This window comes from Pseudomonas sp. Sample_9, assembly GCF_004307535.1.
GTDB classification, from domain to species: Bacteria; Pseudomonadota; Gammaproteobacteria; order Pseudomonadales; family Pseudomonadaceae; genus Aquipseudomonas; species Aquipseudomonas mercuritolerans.
Genome location: NZ_RAZO01000149.1, coordinates 43,460 through 66,130, shown reverse-complemented (window position 1 = coordinate 66,130; position 22,671 = coordinate 43,460). Strand labels below are relative to the sequence as shown.

15 protein-coding genes are annotated in these 22,671 nt (G+C 62.5%); 5 read left to right on the top strand and 10 right to left on the bottom strand.

Features of this window, described 5'->3' with window-relative positions; translation table 11 throughout:
* On the top strand, positions 1–98 hold a 98-nt coding region (locus D6877_RS29860), incomplete at its 5' end, for a hypothetical protein (RefSeq protein ID WP_130910379.1).
* A gap of 248 nt (positions 99–346) precedes the next feature.
* Here D6877_RS29860 and D6877_RS07670 read toward each other — a convergent pair.
* Positions 347–1,087, bottom strand: a complete 741-nt coding sequence (locus D6877_RS07670; RefSeq protein ID WP_130910378.1) for a tetratricopeptide repeat protein — start codon at positions 1,085–1,087, stop codon at positions 347–349.
* Entirely contained in the window at positions 1,084–1,764 is a 681-nt protein-coding gene (locus tag D6877_RS07665) for a Fe2+-dependent dioxygenase (RefSeq protein ID WP_130910377.1), read from the bottom strand. Before D6877_RS07665 ends, D6877_RS07670 begins: the two co-directional genes overlap by 4 nt.
* A 207-nt stretch (positions 1,765–1,971) precedes the next feature.
* Between D6877_RS07665 and D6877_RS07660 the strand changes: the two genes are divergently transcribed.
* Together D6877_RS07660 and D6877_RS07655 are read left to right on the top strand one after the other, a co-directional pair.
* Entirely contained in the window at positions 1,972–4,287 is a 2,316-nt protein-coding gene (locus tag D6877_RS07660) for a TonB-dependent siderophore receptor (protein WP_130910376.1), read from the top strand.
* A gap of 236 nt (positions 4,288–4,523) precedes the next feature.
* On the top strand, positions 4,524–7,052 hold the full coding sequence (locus tag D6877_RS07655; protein ID WP_130910381.1) for a sulfite reductase flavoprotein subunit alpha: 2,529 nt from the start codon (positions 4,524–4,526) through the stop codon (positions 7,050–7,052).
* A 119-nt stretch (positions 7,053–7,171) separates the two neighbouring features.
* On the opposite strand, the gene D6877_RS07645 is transcribed toward D6877_RS07655, so the two are convergent.
* The 4 genes from D6877_RS07645 to ptsP form a co-directional block, all read right to left on the bottom strand.
* On the bottom strand, positions 7,172–8,713 hold the full coding sequence (locus D6877_RS07645) for an alkaline phosphatase D family protein (RefSeq protein ID WP_130910374.1): 1,542 nt from the start codon (positions 8,711–8,713) through the stop codon (positions 7,172–7,174).
* 175 nt (positions 8,714–8,888) lie between these two features.
* Positions 8,889–10,622 carry a PTS fructose-like transporter subunit IIB gene (locus D6877_RS07640; RefSeq protein WP_130910373.1) on the bottom strand — a complete coding sequence of 578 codons (1,734 nt, stop codon included), beginning with the start codon at positions 10,620–10,622 and terminating at the stop codon, positions 8,889–8,891.
* A gap of 11 nt (positions 10,623–10,633) precedes the next feature.
* Complete coding sequence (gene pfkB / locus D6877_RS07635) at positions 10,634–11,575, bottom strand: 1-phosphofructokinase (protein ID WP_130910372.1); 942 nt, start codon at positions 11,573–11,575, stop codon at positions 10,634–10,636.
* Positions 11,575–14,436 (bottom strand): phosphoenolpyruvate--protein phosphotransferase, encoded by a 2,862-nt coding sequence (gene ptsP / locus D6877_RS07630; RefSeq protein WP_130910371.1) that lies wholly within the window; start codon positions 14,434–14,436, stop codon positions 11,575–11,577. Before ptsP ends, pfkB begins: the two co-directional genes overlap by 1 nt.
* Before the next feature lie 305 nt (positions 14,437–14,741).
* Here ptsP and cra point away from each other — a divergent pair, with 305 nt between their 5' ends.
* On the top strand, positions 14,742–15,737 hold the full coding sequence (gene cra, locus D6877_RS07625) for a catabolite repressor/activator (protein WP_024011578.1): 996 nt from the start codon (positions 14,742–14,744) through the stop codon (positions 15,735–15,737).
* Positions 15,738–15,740: 3 nt separating this feature from the next.
* Positions 15,741–16,517: a TatD family hydrolase gene (locus tag D6877_RS07620; protein ID WP_130910370.1), complete on the top strand. Its 777-nt coding sequence runs from the start codon at positions 15,741–15,743 to the stop codon at positions 16,515–16,517.
* Between the two features lie 122 nt (positions 16,518–16,639).
* Here D6877_RS07620 and D6877_RS07615 read toward each other — a convergent pair whose 3' ends face one another.
* The 4 genes from D6877_RS07615 to D6877_RS07600 form a co-directional block, all read right to left on the bottom strand.
* Positions 16,640–18,670, bottom strand: a complete 2,031-nt coding sequence (locus D6877_RS07615) for a methyl-accepting chemotaxis protein (protein ID WP_130910369.1) — start codon at positions 18,668–18,670, stop codon at positions 16,640–16,642.
* A 254-nt stretch (positions 18,671–18,924) separates the two neighbouring features.
* Positions 18,925–19,764, bottom strand: a complete 840-nt coding sequence (gene ampE, locus D6877_RS07610) for a regulatory signaling modulator protein AmpE (protein WP_130910368.1) — start codon at positions 19,762–19,764, stop codon at positions 18,925–18,927.
* Complete coding sequence (gene ampD / locus D6877_RS07605) at positions 19,761–20,321, bottom strand: 1,6-anhydro-N-acetylmuramyl-L-alanine amidase AmpD (RefSeq protein WP_130910367.1); 561 nt, start codon at positions 20,319–20,321, stop codon at positions 19,761–19,763. Before ampD ends, ampE begins: the two co-directional genes overlap by 4 nt.
* Positions 20,322–20,385: 64 nt before the next feature.
* Complete coding sequence (locus tag D6877_RS07600; RefSeq protein WP_130910366.1) at positions 20,386–22,566, bottom strand: DUF1631 domain-containing protein; 2,181 nt, start codon at positions 22,564–22,566, stop codon at positions 20,386–20,388.
* Positions 22,567–22,671 lie beyond the last annotated feature (105 nt).

The following is a 22,671-nucleotide window of genomic DNA, read 5'->3' as shown; positions in this document are numbered from 1 at the left end:
GTGATCGTCTGTACTGGCTGTCGACCGGTGCGTACACCACCAGTTACAGCGCGGTTGAGTTCAATGGGTTTCCGCCGTTGAAGTCGTTTTACGTTTAAGCGCTGAATCGGTAATGCAAAAAGCCCATGATGTGTCATGGGCTTTTTTGTGTCTGGCTTTGAGATTGGTGGTGTGCTTTCGATCTATCCCCCTCACCCCAGCCCTCTCCCCCAAGGGGGCGAGGGGGAAAGGGAGCAGATCGGGGGCTCTTCAAAACCTGAGGTCGACTGGATATCTCAGGTCGGTGTACCTGGAACATCCAACTCGGTCAGTCCCCTCTCCCTCTGGGAGAGGGTTAGGGTGAGGGTTATTGGCACCGAAGCGCATACCGCCCAGCCAACGCCTGAATCTTCGGATCTACAGCACTCGCCAGCGCCTGACTCGCCACCCGCAGAAAATTCAGATTGCCGCCGGCCAAGGCTTTCTCAAGCCATATGACTGCGTCATCGATCCGGCCTTCATCGGCCAGCACCGCCGCATGACTGAACTGCCCACGAAAATCCCCAGCTTCAGCCGAACGCCGATACCACTCGCGCGCCGCCAGCGGATCCGCTGGACACACCTGCCCTTCCTCCAGATAGCGCCCCAGCAGATTCATCGATTTCGCATGGCCCAACTCAGCCGCGCGCCGGTACAACGCCAGCGCCTGCTGATGATCAACCGTCACCCCGCGCCCGGTCGCCAGCAAGTTGGCCAGGTTGTACATCGCCCAATCAAGACCCGACTCGGCAGCGATTCGATAATGCTGCGCCGCCACCGAGGCATCCGCCGCACATCCCCAACCATGCTCATGACAACGCCCGAGCATGTTGCGCGCCATCAGATGCCCGCGACTGGCGGCAATAGCGAACCAGCGCAGCGCCAATGGCTGATCCTGGGCGATGCCTTGGCCATCCAGCAGGATCTGCCCAAGCAGCGCCTGCGCTTCAACCTCACCCTCGCCCGCCGCGAGCAAAATCGCTTGCGCAGCGCGGGCCGGGCTTTCTTCAAGCATTGCCGCGAACCCGGCCGCATCGAGGACTTCCTCGCGGCGCAACTGGAAACTCATACCTCGACCCAACGCCGCAGCAAGTTGTGATAAGTGCCGGTGAGGCGGATCAGCGAAGGGTGATCGGGCACGTCCTGGGTCAACTGCTGAATCGCGCCGTCCATCTCGAACAGCAAGGCGCGCTGGCTGTCTTCGCGCACCAGGCTCTGCGTCCAGAAGAATGAGGCGTAACGCGCGCCGCGAGTGACGGCATTGACCTTGTGCAAACTGGTGCCCGGATACAACACCATGTCGCCGGCTGGCAGCTTCACTCGCTGGGTGCCGTAGGTGTCCTGAATCTCCAGTTCGCCGCCGTCGTAATCTTCCGGTTCGCTGAAAAACAGCGTCGCCGACAAATCGGTGCGCACCCGCTCGATGCTGCCCTTGGGCTGGCGCACGGCGTTGTCGATGTGAAAATCGAAACTGCCTCCGGCCGTGTAGCAGTTCACTAGCGGCGGGAAGACTTTGTGCGGCAGTGCGGCAGACATGAACAGCGGATTTTTCCACAACCGCTCCAGCATCGCCGCGCCGATTTCTTTCGCCAGCAGGTGGCCTTCGGGCAGTTGCAGATTGTGCTTGGCCTTGGCCGACTGGAAGCCGGCGGTGATCTTGCCGTCGGCCCAATCCGCTTGCTCCAGGGCCTGGCGGATGCGCTGCACTTCGTCTTTTGCGAACAGCCCGGGAATGTGCAGCAGCATGGCGATGTCACCTGATGGCAAGAAGGCGGCAATGGTATTGATTCTTATTGACTGTGTAAAACCCCCAAGACGGATGAACAAGCAGAAACCGTAAGGGCAAATTGTAAAGAATGTAAATTCAATGCGAATAACAATGTTTCGCAATTGATACGAATACCTGTTTACCCTATATTCCGCCGCCTCAAATCCTTGGGGAGGGGAATAAAAATGGCACGTCAACACGCACAATTACCGGTCAGTTCACCACGTCTGCTCGCCTCGGCAATCGGTGTCGCAATCACCGCCGGCTCCGCTGGGCAGATGGTCTTCGCGGCGGAAAAAACCGACAGCAAAGCGTCCGGCAACGCCATCGCCCTGGACGCCACCGCCATCACCGGCGAAGCCCAGGACTCGACGTCCTACCAGGTCGAAAAAGCCTCCTCGCCCAAGTACACCGCGCCGCTGGTCGACACGCCGCGCTCGGTCACCGTCATCCCGCAACAAGTGCTCAAGGACACCGGCGCGCTGAACATGCAGGACGCGCTGCGCACCGTGCCGGGCATCACCTTCGGCGCCGGTGAAGGGGGCAACCCGCAGGGCGATCGTCCGTTCATTCGCGGCTTCGACGCCCAGGGCGACACCTATCTGGACGGCGTGCGCGACACCGGTTCGCAGAGCCGCGAGATCTTCGCTGTGGAAAACATCGAAGTCAGCAAAGGCCCGAACTCGGCGATTGGCGGTCGCGGCGCAGCCGGCGGCAGCATTAATCTGGTGAGCAAGAAAGCCCATCTGGGCAACTCGTTCGATGGCGGCTTCACCTACGGCTCCGACCAGACCCAGCGCTACACCCTCGACGGCAACTACGTGTTCAGCGACAGCGCTGCCGGCCGTCTCAACCTGATGAGCCACGAGAGCAACGTCGCCGGTCGCGACAAGGTCGATTACGACCGCTGGGGCATCGCGCCGTCGCTGGCCTTCGGCCTGGGCACCGACACCCGTGTCAACCTCGACTACTACCATCTGGAAAGCAACGACACCCCGGACTCGGGCATCCCTTACACCATTCCCACCGGTGGTTCGGCCGCACGCACCAAGTCCAACCCGGACAAGCCATACGCCGGTGGCGATCACGACAACTTCTACGGTCTGGATCGTGACTTCCGCAAGGGCCGCACCGACACCGCGACCTTCGCCATCGAGCACGACCTGAACGATGCGCTGACCATCAAGAACACCCTGCGCCACGGCAGCAGCATGCAGGATTACATCCTCACCCAGCCGGACGACAGCAAGGGCAACGTCAACAACGGCAGCGTCTGGCGTCGCGCCAACACGCGGGTGAGCAATACCGAAACCACCACCAACCAGACCGACCTGTTCGGCACCTTCTACGTGGCCGGTTTCAAGAACAGCTTCTCCACCGGTGTCGAATACACCCGCGAGCAGAGCGAGAAATCCTCGTACAACGTCAACACCGACACCACGCCGCGCACCAGCGCTGTCACCACCAACTGCAACCCGGGCCTGATCGGCGCTGCCAGCGGTTACAACTGCACCTCGCTGTCTAACCCGAATCCGAACGATCCGTGGAACGGCGCGATCTCGCGCAACTACGCCGGCACCGACACCCAGGCCGACACCTACGCGCTGTACGTGTTCGACACGCTGGAGTTGACCGAGCAATGGCTGGTGAACATGGGCCTGCGCTACGACCACTTCGACACCGACTACAAAACCTACAACGCCGCAGGCACCACCACCTCCAAGGGTGATGACACCAGCGAATTCGTCACCGGCCAGTTCGGCGTGGTCTACAAACCGGCGGAAAACGGCAGCATCTACGCCTCTTATGCAACTTCGGCGACACCGCCGGGCAACACCTTGGGCGAAGGTCAGGAAGGAAATCCGCTGGGCGGCACCCCGGATCGCAGCGGCAACCTGCTGAGCAGCGACATGGAGCCGGAAACCACCAAGAACTACGAAATCGGCACAAAGTGGGACCTGCTCAACGATCGCCTGTCGCTGACCGCCGACATCTTCCGCACCGAGAAGGAAAACGCTCGCGTGCAGGTCGACACCAGCTCCTACGAGAACGCCGGCAAGACCCGCGTACAAGGCTTCGAACTGTCGGCCAGCGGCAAGATCACCGACAAGTGGCAGGTGTTCGCCGGTTACGCCTTCATGGACAGCGAACAGGTTGACGGTGGCCCGCTGGGTCGTGCCAACGACGGCAACGATCTGCCGAACACACCGAAAAACAGCGCCAGCCTGTGGACCACGTATCAGGTCACGCCGAAGCTGACGATCGGTGGTGGCGCGTTCTACGTCGACGACGTCTACGGCAGTGTGGCGAACACGACAATGGTCGATTCGTACGTGCGTTACGACGCGATGGCGGCCTACAAGCTGACCAAGAACGTCGACCTGCAACTCAACGTGCAGAACCTGAGCGACGAAACCTATTACGACAAAGCCTTCTCGACCCACTTCGCCAACCAGGCGGCGGGCCGCACGGCGCTGTTGAGCACCAATTTCCACTTCTGACCGATGTGAAAACCTGTGGGAGCGAGCTTGCTCGCGAAAGCGGTGGCTCAGTGAAGTCGATGCTGACTGACACGACGCCTTCGCGAGCAAGCTCGCTCCCACATAAGATCTGCGAAACGGATCAGGCCCCGTTCATTCAGTTGAACGGGGCTTTTGTGTGTAACGCAAAACGCATCTTGATAACCCACGGCATAATGCGCGCCGTGATGACAATTTCCGAACGGACGGCGAGTGACGTGTTGAAGAAAACCCTGTTCCAGTTGCACTGGTTTTTTGGCATCACCGCAGGGCTGGTGCTGGCCCTGATGGGCATCACCGGCGCGGCCTATTCGTTTCAGGACGAGATCCTGCGCGCGCTGAATCCGTCCGTTCTGCAGGTGGAAAAGCAGGTCGCCGGCGTGCTGCCACCCGTGGAACTGGTGGAGCGCATTGAAGCCGCGTCCGGCAAGAAAGTCGCGATGCTCTGGGTCGAGACCGACAGCGGTCACGCCGCACGGGTATTCTTCACGCCGCCAAAGGGCGAACGGCGTGGCGAAATGCGCTACTTCGACCCGTACACCGCCGAGTTCAAGGGCGACGCCACCGGCCAGGACTTCTTTGGCCTGATGCTGCAACTGCACCGCTTCCTCGCCATGGGCGACACCGGGCGCAACATCACCGGCGCCTGCACCTTGATGCTGTTGTTCTTCTGCCTTTCTGGTCTGTATTTGCGTTGGCCGCGTCAGTGGAACAGCTGGCGCGTGTGGTTGACCCTGGACTGGAAAAAGAAAGGCCGCGCGTTCAATTGGGATCTGCACTCGGTGGCCGGCACCTGGTGCCTTTTGGTCTATCTGCTGCTGGCGTTGACCGGCTTGTCATGGTCGTACGAGTGGTACAACAAAGGCCTGACCCGACTGCTTTCCGACGCGCCGCAAAACGAACGCGTACGCGGCGGTCGCGGCCCGGCGCCGGAAGGTCCGGCACCGACCGCCGACTACGCGGCGATGTGGAGCAGCATCTACAGCGCTGCCGGCCCGGGTCTGGCCGGGTACAACATTCGCATGCCGGCGGTGGCCGGCCAGCCGGCGACGGTGTTCTACCTGCTCGACAGCTCGCCCCATGACCGCGCGCTGAATCAGATCACCCTCGACCCGGCGACCGGCGTGGTCAAACGCGTCGACCGCTATGCCGACAAAAGCTTCAAGGCCCAACTGCTGACCAGCATTTATGCACTGCACGTCGGAAGTTATTTCGGCCTCGTCGGGCGCATCATCGTGACGATTGCGGCGGTGTGCATGCCGCTGTTCTTCATCACTGGCTGGCTGCTATACCTCGATCGTCGACGCAAGAAAAAGCAGATCAAGGATGCCCGCCAAGGCCTCGCGCAACCGTCCGCCGATGCTTCGGCATGGCTGATCGGCTTCGCCAGCCAGAGCGGTTTCGCCGAACAATTGGCGTGGCAGACCGCCGGACAATTGCAGGCCGCCGGATTGCCGGTCAACGTGCAGCCGCTGGCCAATCTGAGCGAACAGGATCTGCGGGACTCGAACAACGCATTGTTCGTGGTCAGCACCTTCGGCGACGGCGAAGCGCCGGACAGCGCCCGTGGTTTCGAACGCAAAGTGCTGGCCAAGGCCTCGACGCTCGACAGCCTCAACTACGCCGTGCTCGGCCTCGGCGATCGGCAGTACGCGCACTTCTGCGGCTTCGCCAAGCGCCTGCATCAATGGCTCGGCGAGCACGGCGGCAAGACCTTGTTCGCCCCGGTGGAAGTCGACAGCGGCGATCCCTACGCGCTGCGTCACTGGCAAACCCAACTCGGCCAGCTCACCGGGCACGCGCCGAGCGAAACCTGGCAAGCACCGAGCTACGACAACTGGACGCTGGTCCGTCGCGAACTGATGAACCCCGACAGCAGTGGCGCGCCGGTCTTTCTGCTCGGCCTCAAAGCCCCGGACACCCGCAGCTGGCTGGCCGGTGACCTGGTCGAAGTGCTGCCACGCAACTGCCCGTGGGCCATCGAACATTTCCTCGACGGCCTCGGCATTCGGGGCGAAACTCAGGTGAAGGTCAACGGCATCGACGAGCCCCTGGAAGTGGCCCTCGCCTCACGGCAATTGCCCGAACACCGCGCACATCTGGTCGGTTTGCATGCGCAGTCGCTGGTCGACGCGATGGTGCCGCTGGCGATGCGCGAATACTCGATCGCCTCGATTGCCGCTGACGGCGTGCTGGAACTGATCGTGCGCCAGGAACAGCACAACGACGGCAGCCTCGGCATCGGCTCCGGCTGGCTCACCGAACACGCGCCAGTGGGCGGCAGCATCAGTCTGCGCGTGCGGCGCAACAGCGGTTTCCATCTGCCTAACGAACCCGTGCCGATGATCCTGCTGGGCAACGGCACTGGCCTGGCCGGCCTGCGCAGCCTGCTCAAGGCACGCATTGCCGATGGTCAGCAGCGGCAGTGGCTGCTGTTCGGCGAGCGCAACCGTGAGCACGACTTCCTCTGCCGCGCCGAGCTCGAAGAGTGGCTGGTCAATGGTGATCTGGCGCGGCTGGATCTGGCGTTTTCCCGCGATCAGGCTGAAAAGGTTTATGTGCAGGATCGCTTGCGTGAGTCGGCGGATGAATTGAAGAAATGGTTGGCAGATGGTGCCGTCATCTATATCTGCGGCAGCCTTCAAGGTATGGCCTCAGGCGTCGACCAGGCCCTCAACGATATCCTCGGCAGCGCCGAAGTCGAACGCCTGATCGAACAGGGCCGCTATCGCCGGGACGTTTACTGACCAAACACCATCCCCTTGTGGGATCGAGCCTGCTCGCGAAGGCGATTTAACAGTCAACATTGGTGTTGGCTGTAAGTCCGCTTTCGCGAGCAGGCTCGCTCCCACAGGGGACGCGGTGCTCAGACCGGTTGGAGTTTCTGTTCGAAAACAGCGATGCCATCCAGATCCCGCAACACCACACTCATCTCCCCGCTCTGCCCTTCGATATTCACCTCGCCAAAAAACTGAAACCCGGCAAACGGCGAGGTGTTCTGTGCGGGCGGTGCTTTCTCGAACACCACCTCAGGCCCAAATGTCTTGTCCAGTGGATTCGGCCCGAAACTGCCGGCGTTCAACGGCCCGGCGACGAATTCCCAGAACGGTTCGAAATCCTGGAACGCGGCGCGGTCCGGGTGGTAGTGATGCGCCGCGCAGTAGTGCACGTCCGCCGTCAGAAACACGAAATTGCGCACCTGCTGCGAGCGCAGAAAGCCGAGCAATTCGGCAATTTCCAGTTCGCGCCCCTGCGCCGGGCCGGGGTCGCCGTTGGCCACGGCTTCCCAGCGTGCAACGCCTGGGCTGACCTCGCCGTCGGGGACGCCAAGGCCGATGGGCATGTCGGCGGCGATGACTTTCCACTGCGCCGTCGACGCCTGCAATTCACGCTTGAGCCAGTCCAGCTGTTCACGGCCGAGAAACGGTTTTGCCGCGCCCAGGTTGGCATCGTTGGCTTCGCGATAGCTGCGCATATCCAGCACGAATACGTCGAGCATCGGCCCGTAACTGAGCTTGCGATAAATGCGCCCGCCGCCGTCCGCCGCCTGCAAGCGCATCGGCGCATATTCCAGCCACGCCTGCCGGGCGCGGCCGACCAGCTTGTGGATATCTTTCTCCTGATAACGCTCATCCAGCTGCTTGCCCGGCGACCAGTTGTTGACCACTTCGTGGTCGTCCCACTGCCAGATCTGCGGCACTTCGGCGTTGAAGCGGCGGATGTTTTCGTCCATCAGGTTGTAGCGATAGTTGCCGCGATAATCGTCGAGGGTCTGCGCGACTTTGCTCTTGGCTTCGGTGGTGATATTGCGCCAGATGCGCCCGCTTTCGGTGGTCAGTTGCGCGGGCACCGGGCCGTCGGCGTAGATGGTGTCGCCGCTGTGGATAAAGAAGTCCGGCAGGCGCAGGCGCATCGCTTCGTAGATACGCATGCCGCCGATGTCCGGATTGATCCCGAAGCCTTGGCCTACGGTGTCACCGCTCCAGACAAAACGGATGTCGCGCCTGGCCGTTGGCACGCTGCGCAGATGGCCGAACCACGGTTCGCTGGCGACGCCACTCTGGGCATCTTCGAAGTGCACGCGATAGAAGATTGCCTGGTTGGCCGGCAGGCCGGCGAGTTCGACGCGGGCGGTGAAATCGCTGCGCGCATCGGCCAGTGGCGAGACGAATTTGCGCGGGTTGCCGAACAGGCTGCCGGTGTCCCACTCGACCACCATACGCGCCGGGCGATCGCTGCGGCTCCAGATCATCGCGCGGTCGCCGAGCAGGTCGCCAGACTGCACGCCGTCGGTGAGCTGGGGACGATCCTTGACCGAAGCAATCACCGCCGGCGCCAGCCCCGGCAGCAACAGCCCGGCGCCGACCGCTTGCATGACGCGACGCCGACCGAGATTGAAATCGCTCATGGTGTTCTCCCTGCAAAAGGGAAAACTTAAGCATGGGTGTATGAACCCGCTATGACAATGCAGACTCCTGTGGGAGCGAGCCTGCTCGCGAAGGCGTCCCGCCAGCTACCACATCTTCAGCTGACACTCCGCTTTCGCGAGCAGGCTCGCTCCCACAGGGATTTGGTGTTGTCGGTCAGGCGTTGACGGGGTCGACTGCCAGTTCGACAGCCTCAGGCCTTTTGAGCAGCGCATACACCACCGCCGTGACCAGACTCCCCGCGATGATCGCCAGCAGATACAGCAGCGCATGGTTGATCGCATTGGGGATCGCCAGCACAAACAAGCCACCGTGCGGCGCCATCAGTTTGCAGCCGAAGTACATCGACAAGGCGCCGGTCAGCGCGCCGCCGGCGATGCTCGCCGGGATCACCCGCAGCGGGTCTTTCGCAGCAAACGGAATCGCCCCTTCGGAGATAAAGCACAGGCCGAGCACGAAAGCCGCTTTGCCGGCCTCGCGCTCGGTCTGGGCGAACTTGCGCCGGGCAATGAAGGTGGCGATGCCCAGGCCAATCGGCGGCACCATGCCGGCGGCCATGGTCGCGGCCATCGGTGCGTAACTCTGCGAGGCCAGCAGCCCCACCGAAAACGCATAGGCAGCCTTGTTGATCGGCCCGCCGAGGTCGACGCACATCATGCCGCCGAGCAATACGCCGAGCAGAATCGCGTTGGTGGTGCCCATGCTGTCGAGGAACTGGGTGAGCGCGGCGAGCATGCCGGCGACCGGTTTGCCGACCACGTAAATCATCACCAGGCCGGTGGCCAGACTGGCCAGCAACGGGATGATCAGAATCGGCTTCAACGCTTCCAGGCTCTGCGGCAATTTCACATAGCGGGCGATGGCTTTGGCCGCATAACCGGCGATGAAGCCGGCAATGATCCCGCCGATGAATCCGGCGCCCAGAGTGCCTGCGAGCAAGCCGCCGATCATCCCCGGCGCCAGGCCCGGGCGGTCGGCGATCGAGTAGGCGATGTAACCGGCGAGTAGCGGCACCATCAGTTTGAACGCGGTTTCGCCGCCGATCTGCATCAACGCCGCCGCCAGCGTGCCTTCTTCCTTGTAAGCGGTGATGCCGAACACGAAGGACAACGCGATCAGCAAACCACCCGCCACCACCATCGGCAGCATGTACGACACACCCGTGAGCAGGTGCTTGTAGACGCCGGTTTTCTCGGACTTGGCCGGGGCCTTGCCGTCGCTTGCCGCACTTTCGACAGCGCCTTCGGCCAGGGCTTTTTTCAGGGTCGCTTCTGATTGCTTCAGCGCAACGCCCGTGCCGCAGCGATAGATCTTCTTGCCGGCGAAACGCTCGGTGGCGACGTCGATATCTGCCGCCAGCAGCACCACGTCTGCCTCGGTGATGGCCGTTGCGCTGAGTGGGGTTTTCGCGCCGACCGAGCCTTGGGTTTCGACCTGCAATTCATAGCCCAGGCGCTTGGCAGTCTGCTGCAACGCTTCGGCGGCCATGAAGGTGTGGGCGACGCCGGTCGGGCACGCGGTGATAGCAACGATGCGCGGCGCACGGGGCGTATCGATCGCCGGTTCGACTTCGCTGGCCACGTAGACTTTGGCTTCTTCAGCACCGCGACGCAGCACCGCTTCGACATCCTGCAAGGCCTGCGCCGGAGCAATCTGGAACACGCGCTTGCCGACAAAACGGCGCATGTCTACCGCGCCGGTGGCAACCAGCAAAACCCACTCGGCGGCTTCGATGGTCGCCGCCGACAATTCGCGTTCCGGGTGCGCCGGATCGACCACTTCAACGCTGGTGCTCCAGCCCTGACGCTGCGCCGCTGCATCGAGCAGACGCGCGCACAGCACACTGGTGACCATGCCGTTCGGGCAAGCCGTAACAATGGCTAACTTCATGACAAACCCTCTTATTGTTCTGTCAGGGGACGCACGCGCACGCCCTGTTCGAGCTGCGCCAGTTGCGCAGCGTCGTTGATGCCAAAACCGATCTGGGTCACCGCCATCGCCGCAATCGCGGTGGCGGTGCGCAGGGTTTGCTCGGGGGTGTCGGCGCTGAGCAGACCGTGGAGCATGCCGGCGAGCAAGGAATCGCCGGCACCGACCGTGCTGGCCACGCTGACCTTCGGCGGCGAGGCATGCAGGGCCGAGCCGACACTGAACCAGTTGACCCCGTCAGCGCCGTGGGAGATCACCACGTGCTCGATGCCTTGGCCGTGCAAACGTGCGGCGGCTTGTGCTTCAGCGATCGGCGACACCACTTCGCAGCCAAGTGCGTGGGCCAATTCTTCGGTGTTCGGTTTGATCAGCCAGGGGCTGGCCTGCAACGCAGCGCGCAAGGCTTCACCACTGGAATCGAGGGCGACTTTCAAGCCGAGCGCGTTCAACCGTTCAATCAGCTCGCGCAACCATTGCGCGGTGACGCCACGCGGCAGACTGCCGGCGACCACCACCGCATCGTGCCCCGGTGCGATCTGCAGCAAGCGATCAAGCAAGGCTTGCTGCGCCGTTGCATCAACCACCGGGCCGGGGCCGTTGATGTCGGTGATGCGCCCGTCCTGTTCGGCGACTTTGATGTTGCTGCGCGTCTCGCCCGGCACGCGGACAAACGCATCGACAAAACCACGCTTGGCGAACAGGGTTTCGAACGCTTGCTGATTGTCTTCGCCGAGAAAGCCGCTGACGGTGACCTGATGGCCAAGATCCGCCAGCACCTGGGCGACGTTGACGCCTTTGCCCGCAGCGTGGGTGTGCATCTCCTCGCTGCGATTGACCTGACCAGCGTCCAGCCGTGACAGCTCGACGGTGAGGTCGAGAGCCGGGTTGAGGGTCAGGGTGAGAATCTTGGCCATTACAGGGCCTCCACTAATGCGCGTACTTCATTCGCGCTGCCCACGGCCAGGGCCTGTTGGGCGAGGGTTTGCGCCTGGGTCAGGCTGAGTTCACGGATGCGCGCCTTGACTTCGGCAATGCTGCGCCCGGACACGCTGAGTTCGTCGACACCAAGGCCGACCAGCACCGGCACCGCCAGCGGATCAGCCGCCAGTTCGCCGCAGACACCCACCCATTTGCCATGGGCATGGGCCGCGCGCACGGTGATGTCGATCAGTTGCAGCACTGCCGGGTGCAAGCCATCCGCTTGTGCAGACAGCGTCGGATGACCACGGTCGATGGCCAGGGTGTATTGGGTCAGGTCGTTGGTGCCGACGCTGAAGAAGTCGACTTCCTTGGCCAGAACCGGCGCGAGTAGTGCGGCGGATGGCACCTCGATCATGATCCCCAGTTGCAGGTCGGCGACCGGAATTTCCAGACGCAGGCGTTCGGTCATGTCGCGGGCCTGGCGCCACTCTTCGACGCTGCCGACCATCGGGAACATGATCCGCAGCGGACGGTTGTCAGCCGAGCGCAGCAAGGCGCGCAGTTGCGCTTCCATGATCTGCGGCCGCTGCAGAGTCAGGCGAATGCCGCGCACGCCGAGGAACGGGTTTTCTTCCTTGGCGATCGGCCAATACGGCAGCGGTTTGTCGCCGCCGACGTCCAGCGTGCGCACCACCAGCGGCCGTCCGGCCAGACCATCGAGGACGCGACGGTATTCGGCTTCCTGGGTTGCCTCGTCCGGTGCCTGCGGGTGGGCCATGAAAATCAGTTCGGTTCGCAGCAGACCAATGCCTTCAGCGCCCTGCTCCACCGCGCTGGTCACGCCTGCGCTTTCGCCGATGTTGGCGAACACTTCGACGGCGTGGCCGTCGGTGGTGTGCGCCGGTTGATGGCGTTGTTCGGCGGCGACCTTCAGGCGCTGCTCGCGGGTGTCGCGCTCTTCAGCGGCACGCTTGAGGGTCGCGGCATCGGCGTCGACATGCAGACGGCCACGCTGACCGTCGAGCAACAGCGGCGTGCCCGGCTCGAGCAACAGCACCGCTGCACCCGCGCCGACCAGTGCTGGAATACCGAGCGCGCGGGCGACGATGGCGCTGTGCGCGGTAGCACCGCCGCGCGCGGTGAGAATCCCTGCCACTCGCGCAGGATCCAGGCGCGCGACGTCGGACGGGCCAACTTCGTCCATCACCAGAATGTACGGTTGCTCGGGTTCATTCGCGGTCTGCACGCCACACAATTGCGCCAGCACGCGACGACCGATGTCACGCAGATCGGCGGCACGCTCGGCGAGCAAAGCGTCCTGCAGCGATTCCTGCTGTTTGGCGGCGGCTTCGATCACTGCCATCCACGCCGCTTCGGCGCTTTCACCTTGCTTGAGGCGGGTGTCGACTTCGTCGGTCAGATCCGGGTCGTCGAGCATTTCCTGGTGAGTGATGAAAATCTCGCGAATTGCCTTGGCCTTGCTGCGTTCGATCAAGCCCTGAATGTCGCGGCGCACGTCGCTCAGCGCTTGCTTGAGGCGCTCGCGCTCGATGGCCGCCGACTCGCCGCGCAACGGGTAATCGATGGCTTGTTGCACCTGAATGTGCGCAGGGCCGATGGCAATGCCCGGTGCGGCGGGAATCGCCTGCAACAGGCTGCCGGACGCCGGAGCGACCAGCACTTCGGCGATGTCGGCGATCACTTCACGCTGCTGACTCACGGCCGGCAGCGGCTCGACTTCCTCACCGAGGCCTTCTTCGATCGCCGCGAGCAGGGCCGGCAAGGCATCGGCGGCGATGCTCGGCTCGGCGATCAGCTCCAGCACCTGACCGCGCCGGGCACCGAGACTGAGCAGTTTGCTCAGGCTCTTCACCGACACGGCGCTGTCCTGGCTGTCGACGATGCGCACGCGGATTTCGCCGTCAAAACTCTTCGCCAGTTGCGCAAGAATCTTCGCTGGTCGTGCGTGCAAACCATGGGCATTGGCCAGGGCAATACGTGCACTCGGCCAGTCGGCCGGCAGTTCACCGCCGAGCACTTCGAGGACTTTGCGGCTGCTGGTGGCGCGGCCCAGTTCGTGGCCGCGACCTTCGATCAGCAACGCGCACAAACGCTCGAGCAACGCCTGATGCGCTTCGCCCAGGCTGGCGAGGCAGAACAGACCGCTGAGCGGCTGGCCGAGGTAGCGCATCGGTTTGTCCGGGGTGACGAACGCCAGTCCCGGACGCTTCACGGTCTGCTCGCTGTGCAACCACCACAGGCCATCGCCCAGGGGCAGCGCTTCGACTTGCTGCAACACGCCGGCAAAGCCGTTGCTCACACAATCGGCCTGACGCAGCAGACGTGCGCCGCGCCAGACCAGTTCTTCGAAATCGTCGGCCGACACGCCGAGGCCGATCATCTGCGCATCCAGCGCCAGTTCCTGCGGCGCGCCTTGCAACAGTTTCAGCAGCGCTTCGGGGGAGCTGGCGCGACGCAAGGCCTGGCCCAGATCGGTCTCGCCGAGGGCGCGGGTCAGTAGTTGCAGCAGGCGCAGGTGTTCGTCGGATTTCGCCGCGATGCCGATGGCCAGATAAACGATCTGGCCATCGCCCCAGTCGACGCCGTCGGGAAACTGCATCAGGCGCACGCCGGTGGCGAATACCTGATCGCGGGTTTCCGGCGTACCGTGGGGAATGGCGATGCCTTGACCGAGAAAGGTCGAGCCCTGGGCTTCCCGGGCCTGCAGGCCGGCGAGGTAGCCGTCGGCAACCAGACCGTCGGCAACCAGATGACTGGCCAGCAATTGCAGGGCAGCGGGTTTATCCACGGCCGACTGGCCCATGGATATCTGCTCTATAGTGAGCTCGAGCATGCGATCTCCTTTTTGGCGCAGTTCAACGCCAGGTATTGTTTTGAATGGTTCACAGCTTAGGCGCTCTGCCGCGCTTTTCAGCGGCAGTTTTGGCGGTTTCACGGCAGGACCGGCCAAAGGCATCTAAAACGTAGAAAATACGCTTGCTGAAACGTTTAATCTAGATTGATCGGCACGTTACTCGATAATGTCTCATCCTTGAAGTCCAACTTGTCGGAAGCGCGTAGGCAATAAGTCGGCTGCCCTTATCGGGTAGGATTGGCGAAAATGTCGCGGCATGCTCGAAAAAACAAGGAAATACCGGGTTGAAACTCAGTGATATCGCGCGGTTGGCCGGCGTCTCCGTCACCACCGCCAGCTACGTCATCAACGGCAAGGCCGAACAGCAACGCATCAGCAACGCGACCGTCGAGCGCGTGCGCGCGGTGGTCGATCTGCATGGCTTCACGCCTAATCCGCAAGCGGCCGGCCTGCGCAGTCGGCACACGCGCACCCTGGGTTTTATCCTGCCGGATCTGGAAAACCCCAGTTACGCGCGCATCGCCAAATTGCTCGAGCAAGGAGCGCGGGCTCGCGGCTATCAACTGTTGATTGCCAGCTCCGACGATGCGCCGGACAGCGAGCGGCAGTTGCTGCAACTGTTCCGTGCCCGTCGCTGCGATGCGCTGATCGTCGCCAGTTGCCTGCCGGCCGGCGATGACAGCTACCGCCAGTTGCAGGCCAAGGGTCTGCCGATCATCGCCATCGACCGGGTCATGGAGCCGGAGCATTTCTGCTCGGTGATCAGCGACGACCGCGAGGCCAGCCTGCACCTGACCCAGAGCCTGCTCGATCCGCAGCCCAAGCAGATCGTGCTCCTCGGCGCCCGCCCGGAGCTGAGCATCAGCCAGGAACGTGCCGCCGGTTTCCGCGCAGCGCTCAACGATTTCAAAGGCGAGGTGCTGGTCGAGCACGCCGAGTCGTTCAGCCGCGAGTGCGGCAAGCAATTGATGGAAGAACTCCTGCAGCGTCTGGGGCATTTGCCTGACGCGCTGGTGACCACTTCCTACGTGCTGCTGCAAGGCGTGTTCGATGCGCTGCATGATTTCCCGTTGAAATCACGGCCGCTGCGCCTCGGCACCTTCGGCGACACGCAGTTGCTGGATTTCCTGCCGCTGCCGGTCAATGCCATGTCCCAGCAACACCAGTTGATCGCCGACAAGGCCCTGGAACTGGCGCTGGCCGCCGTGGAGCAGGACGACTACCAACCGGGTGTGCAAGCCATTGCGCGGACCTTCAAGCAGCGTATTCATCGGGACTGAATCGTGGAGCTGATCGACAGCCACACCCACCTCGACTTCCCCGATTTCGACGCCGATCGCGCGGCGCTGCTGGCCGAAAGCCGCGCTCTCGGCGTGCGGCGCATCGTCGTGCTGGGCGTGCATCAGGGCAACTGGCAACGGGTCTGGGATCTGGTGCAGAGCGATGCCGACCTGTACGCGGCGTTCGGATTGCACCCGGTGTTTCTCGATCAGCATCGCCCCGAGGATTTGCATGCGCTGGGTGACTGGCTGACGCGGTTGCGCGGGCATCGGCAGTTATGCGCGGTGGGCGAGATCGGTCTGGATTACTTCATCGAAACCCTGGATCGCGAACGCCAGCAAGCGTTGTTCGAAGCGCAGCTTCAACTGGCGGCGGATTTCGAGTTGCCGGCGCTGATCCACGTACGCCGCAGCCACGCAGCGGTGATCGCCACGCTCAAACGCTTCAAGCTCAAACGCGCCGGCATCATCCACGCTTTCGCCGGCAGTCGCGAGGAAGCGCGGGAATACATCAAGCTTGGTTTCAAACTGGGCCTCGGCGGCGCACCGACCTGGCCGCAGGCATTGCGCATGCATCGGGTGCTGCCGGAACTGCCGCTGCAATCGGTGGTGCTGGAAACCGACTCACCGGACATGGCCCCCGCCATGTTCCCCGGCCAGCGCAACAGCCCGGCGCATCTGCCGGCGATTTGTGCGGCGCTGGCCGAGCTGATGAATATCACGCCTGAACAACTGGCCAACGCCAGCACCGCCAACTGCTGCGAAGTCTTCGGCTGGTAACACGTACCCGTGTAGGAGCTGACGAGTGCAACGAGGCTGCGATCTTTTGATCTTCAGAGGCAAAGTCAAAAGATCGCAGCCTCGTTGCACTCGTCAGCTCCTACGGGGGGACGGTGTCAGGCTCAGACACGAAACGCGCTGATCAGTTGTTTGAGCTCAACCACCTGCGCCGACAGCGCGCGGCTGGCATCTTCGGTCTGGTGCGCACCTTGCGCTGTGCGTTCGCCAGCGCGGTTGATTTCGACGATGTTCTGGTCGATGTCATGGGCCACGGCGGTCTGCTGTTCGACGGCAGCGGCGATCTGCTGGTTCTGGTCGACGATCATGCCCACCGCGCCAAGAATGTTTTCCAGCGCCTGCTGGACTTTTTCCGACTGGCCCACCGTGCCATTGGCCATTTGATGGCTGACGCCCATGGCCTTCACCGCCGCGCCGACGCCGCCATGCAGTTTGGCAATCATCTGCTCGATCTCCTCGGTCGATTGCTGGGTGCGCTTGGCCAAGGTGCGCACTTCGTCGGCGACCACGGCAAAACCGCGCCCCTGCTCGCCGGCCCGGGCCGCTTCAATCGCGGCGTTGAGCGCCAGCAGGTTGGTCTGTTCGGCGATGCTCTTGATCACCTCAAGCACACGGCTGATCGACTGGCTGTCGCTGGCCAGTTGATTGATCACCAGCACCGACTGATCGATTTCGCTGGCCAGCGCGGCAATGCTGCTCTGCTGCGACTCCACCAGACCGCGACCGCTCAGGGTCTCATCGTTGACGCTGTGGGCGCTGCTCACCGCAGCGGCGGCGCTGCGAGCGACTTCCATTGAAGTCGCCGACATCTGGTTCATCGCCGTCGCAACTTGTTCGATCTGCGTACGCTGCCCGGCCACGGCCTGATTGCTCTGTGCCGACACGCTTTCCACCTGCCCGGCCTGACGTTCGACCTCGCCGACGGTATGACCGACGCGCTCGATCAGGTCGTGAATCTTCTTCACCGTGCCGTTGAACACCTCGCCCAACTCGCCCAGTTCATCGCGGCTGCTGGCCTTGAAGTTGACAGTCATGTCACCGGCCGCAACCTTGTCCATCATCGCCCCCAGGCTTTTCAGGGTGGTGCGGGTCGAGGCGTAGAAACCGCCATAAAGATAGAAAATCAGCACAAACACCACCGACAGCGCCGAGGCTTGCAGAATCATGTGCGTGCGGTTCTGCGCCAGACGCTGCTGCAACTGGCTGTCGAGGAATTTCAGCGTGGCCAGATTGAGCTGGTAGGTGTGTTCCATCAGCCCGGTGACCTCATCGTAAAACCCCTGCCACGGCGCATCGAGGGTGTCGGCCATCACCACTTGCTCTTCGAATAGCTCGCTGGCCTGTTTGAGCGAAGCCTTGCTGCTGTCGGCCTGGGCACTGAGGGATTCGCGTGCGGCGTTGCTGGAGCCGAGGGCGTCCTGCAGTTTCAGGGCGTACTCGGCCTGGAGTTTCTCGATCTGCACCAGCAACTCGTCAAAACGCGTGCTGGAGGAACTGTTGAGAAAGCCCTGGCCCAACGAATACGCACCCATCGCTCGGCCTTCGCCGAGGGTTTGCGTGACGCTGGGGGTAATCAGCGTCACCAGTTCGCTGAGCTGACGAATGTCGCTCTGGTTGTCGCGGCTCAACCCGGCCTGACTGGTGATGATCTGGCTGAAAATCTGCGCACTGGCCAGCAACTTGCCGATCAACGCGCTTTTGCTTTGCAGCGAGCTCTCCGCCTGCTGGGCCTTGAACGCGGCGAACATTTCATCGCGCTTGGCCTCGAATTGCCTGATCTGTTCGGGATCCTCGGTCATCGCCGTCAGCCCTTCGAGGCGCGCGAGCACAGCCTGCTCCAGCGTCTGGATCTGCGCTTCGACATTGCCGGCCTTGCCGGACTGGCCGAGGGTGACGTCGATCTGCACCAGATTGTTCAAGGTCTCCAGATCCCGGCGCAGGCTCAGGCTGCTGCCCAACAGGTCGAGGCTTTGCAGTTCGACGCGGGTGCCCTGAAATTCACGATAGGAATCGCGCACCAGATAGAAATTGGTCACCAGCATCGGCACCAGGAACAGCACGCTGATCAGGCTGAACTTCATGCCGAAGCTCAGACGGTTCATCAGCGAGACGGCGGGATAGAGCAAGCTCTTCACTGGAAGTCTCCCTTGGTTATTCTTGTTTTTATTGGCAGGCGCGGGACGACAGCAGATAGCCACTATCGGGCGCTATCTCTGTATAGCGTAAATCGGCGGGAGGTTTTGTAACTTAAGGTTAATGGCAATGCAGTGATCGCCCCAGTCAAAAGCGAAAAGATCGCAGCCTGCAGCTCCTACAGGGAAATGCGATCCCATGTAGGAGCTGCCGAAGGCTCGGGCCGCGATCGGACGATCTTTTGATCTTGCTGTAATCAGTGAACCAGAACCGTCCACAAGGCAAACCCGGCATACCACAGCACCGCCGCACGCAGCAGCAGTTCCCACAGGCAATCGAGGGTGTTGATGCCGTCCGGGCCGACCACTGGCGGTGGGATTTCCCCGGCGGCCAGGCCGACCTTGTTGATCAACTGCGCAGCGCTGATGTTCCAGTTCAGCAGCTCATGCAGCATCACCCGGCTGACCGCGACGAAGTTGCCGACCAGAGCCAGGCTCGCCGCCAGCAAACGCACCGGCACCCAATCGAAAGCGTGACGCAATTGCGCAGCACGCTCGACCAGCGCCGGATTGCTGCCGTGCTCTTCGGCCAGCGCCAACAGGCGATAAGCCAATGCCGCCACCGGGCCGAGGAGGAAATACCAGAAGATCACCGCAAAGAAACTCTGGTAGGCCTGCCACAGCAGATGCCCCTGCACTTGCTCGAGCAATTGCTCGCCGCTGTCGGCGCAGATGTCCAGGTCGCGCTTGGCCACGTGGGCCGCCGCTTGCAGATCCTCACGGCGCCAGGCATCGCGGAACGGCCCGAGGCCGCCGAGCAGATCGCCGCGTCCGAGGCTGTAAATCACCACCAGCAAATGCACCGGCAGCGCCAGCAGACCGTACGCCACCGGTTCGAGCACCAGCAGCAACAGCGCCAGCAACGCCACCGGGCACAGCACCAGAATCGTCAGCACCAGCCACGGTTGCCTGGCCAGCCGTTTGCTGTTTTCGAGTTTGTGCAGTTCGCGGATCCATCCGCCGTCGCGTTGAAGCCGATGGCGCAGGGCCGAAAATTTCTCGATCCACACCGCCAGCAGTAACACCAGAAAACTCATTGTCCTTCCTCTTTTGCCAGGGCCGCACGGTAGCGTGCCCAGTCGAATGCCGGTCCCGGATCGGTCTTGCGCCCCGGAGCGATATCGCTGTGGCCGCAGATACGCTGGTCGGTGATCGCCGGAAAGCGTTTCTGCAACTGCCGGGTCAGCGCCGTCAGCGCCCGATACTGTTCGTCGGTAAACGGCAGATCATCGGTGCCTTCCAGCTCGATGCCCACGGAAAAATCGTTACAGGTTTCGCGGCCTTCGAACAGCGAAACGCCGGCATGCCACGCCCGCGCAAGACACGAGACAAACTGGGTGACCTTGCCGTCACGTTCGATCAGGAAATGCGCCGAGACGCGCAGGTCAGCGATGCCTGCAAAGTACGGGTGTTCGGTGACATCCAGACGATTCTGGAAAAATTCCTGAACCTTGCCCGTGGCGAATTGCGCCGGCGGCAGGCTGATGTTGTGGATGACCAACAGCGACACTTCGCCCGCCGGGCGCTCATTGAAGTTGGGCGACGGGCAGATCTGCACGCCATGACACCACCCGCTCGCGGGATCCAACTGCATACCGATTCCTTCAACGCCGACCATGTGGGCGCCCAGTATGCCGCGATCCGCACCCGGCGCGCGATCACTTGCCGCGATTGAGTTGCCGCAGGTCGCCCAGCACCGATTCCAGTGCGCGGTCGAACAGCAAGGTGTCATCCAGCGCACGCGCGGCGCCACGGCTGAAAGCCAAGGCGAGGTCGGTGCGGCTGTGCTCCAGCACTTTCGTCCCGGTGCGGTCGACGAAGACATATTTGCCGGTCTCTTCGATGATCGCGGCGAGTTTGCAACGCAAGGTCTGTTCGTCGTCTGCGTCGAACACCACCCAGTGGCCCACACGCAACTGCTCGACCTGAGACAGGCCGGCAGCGTCTTGCGCCAGGCGCGGCGCCGGGGTGGCTGCTGCCTGGCCGGCGCTGTGCTGCAAGACCTCGGGCGTGACTTCGATCAGCGGCGTAACGCTGTGCTCGGCTTCGTCGGAACGCTCCAGTACGCGCACGTGCAGAGCCTCCAGCTCGCTGAAAAATTCGCTGGTGGCAAACGGGTCGAAAGCCGTGCTGCTGAGGCCATCGCGCAGCGACTTGAGCAAACCCGGGACCAGTGCCAGCAGGCGCAGGCTGGATTCGCCGTCGTCATGGCGCTGCACGCTCCAGACCAACTGTTCCATGGTCTGCACATCGGCGTGCCATTCGGCGGACTGATCACCGTGCTTGAGGCAGGTCAGCAACAGCACTTTGCTCCAGGCCTGCTGGACGAAACTCACCACCGTCGCCGGCAGCACTTTGCCCAGCAGCGCCTGTTGCAACGCCTGCGCAACGCGATGCTGAGCCAGCTCGGCCTTCGCCCGGCCTTCCTCGGCATCGCGCAAGCGTTGTTCGAGCAGTTCAGTGCGACGGCGTTCTTCCTGAGTGAAGGCGAGGAAGTCGGCGAGCAGTTCGGAGAAGATCGCCGGGTCATCGACAAAATCACTCAGCAAGCGTTGCACCACTTGCTCGATGCGCACGTAGAGGCTGTCCCGCTCAGCGCCGTCAAAATCGCTCCAGCCCATTGCGGCCTCGGCGATTTCGTTGAGCAGGCGCCGCGCCGGGTGCGTGCTGCGGCTGAAGAAACTCTTGTCGAGCACGGCGACCTTGAGCATCGGAATCTGCAATCGGCCGATCAGCGCCTTGAGCGCGTCAGGCAGGTTGCGATCATCGAGGATGCAGTCAAAGACCATGGCGATCAGGTTGATCACATCTTCGTCTGCGGGCGCGACGACACGGGAGCGGCCGCTTCTGACGCTGACCCGGGTCAGCAGCTGCTCGAGCTGATGGCGCAGATCGAAATCTTCCTGAGCCTCGAGCGCCGGTACGTATTGCTGCAAGTGCGACAACAAGCGCAGCAGATCACGGGTATTGATCGGGTGCGCCGGGGCGCCGGGTTCCAGTGTGGGTGTGACGCGGCCACGCACCTGGGCGAGCAATTGCTGCATCGCCGCGAATACTTCCTCGACGCCTTCGTCCGCTGGCGGCGACTCGTCGAGATCTTCAATCAATGTGTCGCTGTCCGCAGGCTCGACCATGCGACGAGCCACGGCGGGCTTCAGATGTGGCAACACGCCGGTGGCGAGCAACAGCTGATTGGCCTCGCCATACAGCTGCTCAGTGTCAGCCAGCACATAGCGTTCGAACAGCTTGAGCAGGATTAGCTTGACCTTGATCTCGACGCCGAGGTTACGCCCGGCCTGCAGGAAATATTCGCAGAGCATCGCCGGACTCAGCGGGTTGTGCTGATCGTCCAGACGCTTGCCGAGCATGGAGCTGAAGCGTGCAGTCAGTTGATCGAGAGCGAAGCCGTCGCGCTTGAGCACGCGACTGACCATGGTCTGCACGGCCACGGTGCGCTCCATGGCATCGGTGCGCGGCGCCGATTCTTCGACCACCGGCGTGCGTGGCAGGGTGTTGGCGGCGGGATCGTATTGGGTAAGGCTGGCGAAAGCCTCAAAGAACAGTTCAAGAAAGCCGCGCTCGATGTTCTTGCGCTTGAGGCGCAGGTCGCGCATGGCTTCGAAAAAGATGTTCTGATCGACGTCGTTGCGCGCCCGATCAGCCATTTCGAACAGCGTGTCGTCGGCGTTATCGAACAGCTCCTGCAAATCGTGGCGCAGCTGCTGCGCCGCCTTGTCGCGAACCTGCAACAGAATCACCGGCAAGCGGGCAAGCGGCGAGTGGTCCGCCAGATCGGAAGTCGCCCGGTGCAAAGGCACCACTTTCCCGTCGTTGCGCATCCAAGCCTCCTGGAACGGTGATTCGGTTCGTCGCTTTCGACACTGCCCCAGCGGAGTCGTTCGTCAAAGCCATGACGTCAAATACAAGGCGGATTATCTGGCAAA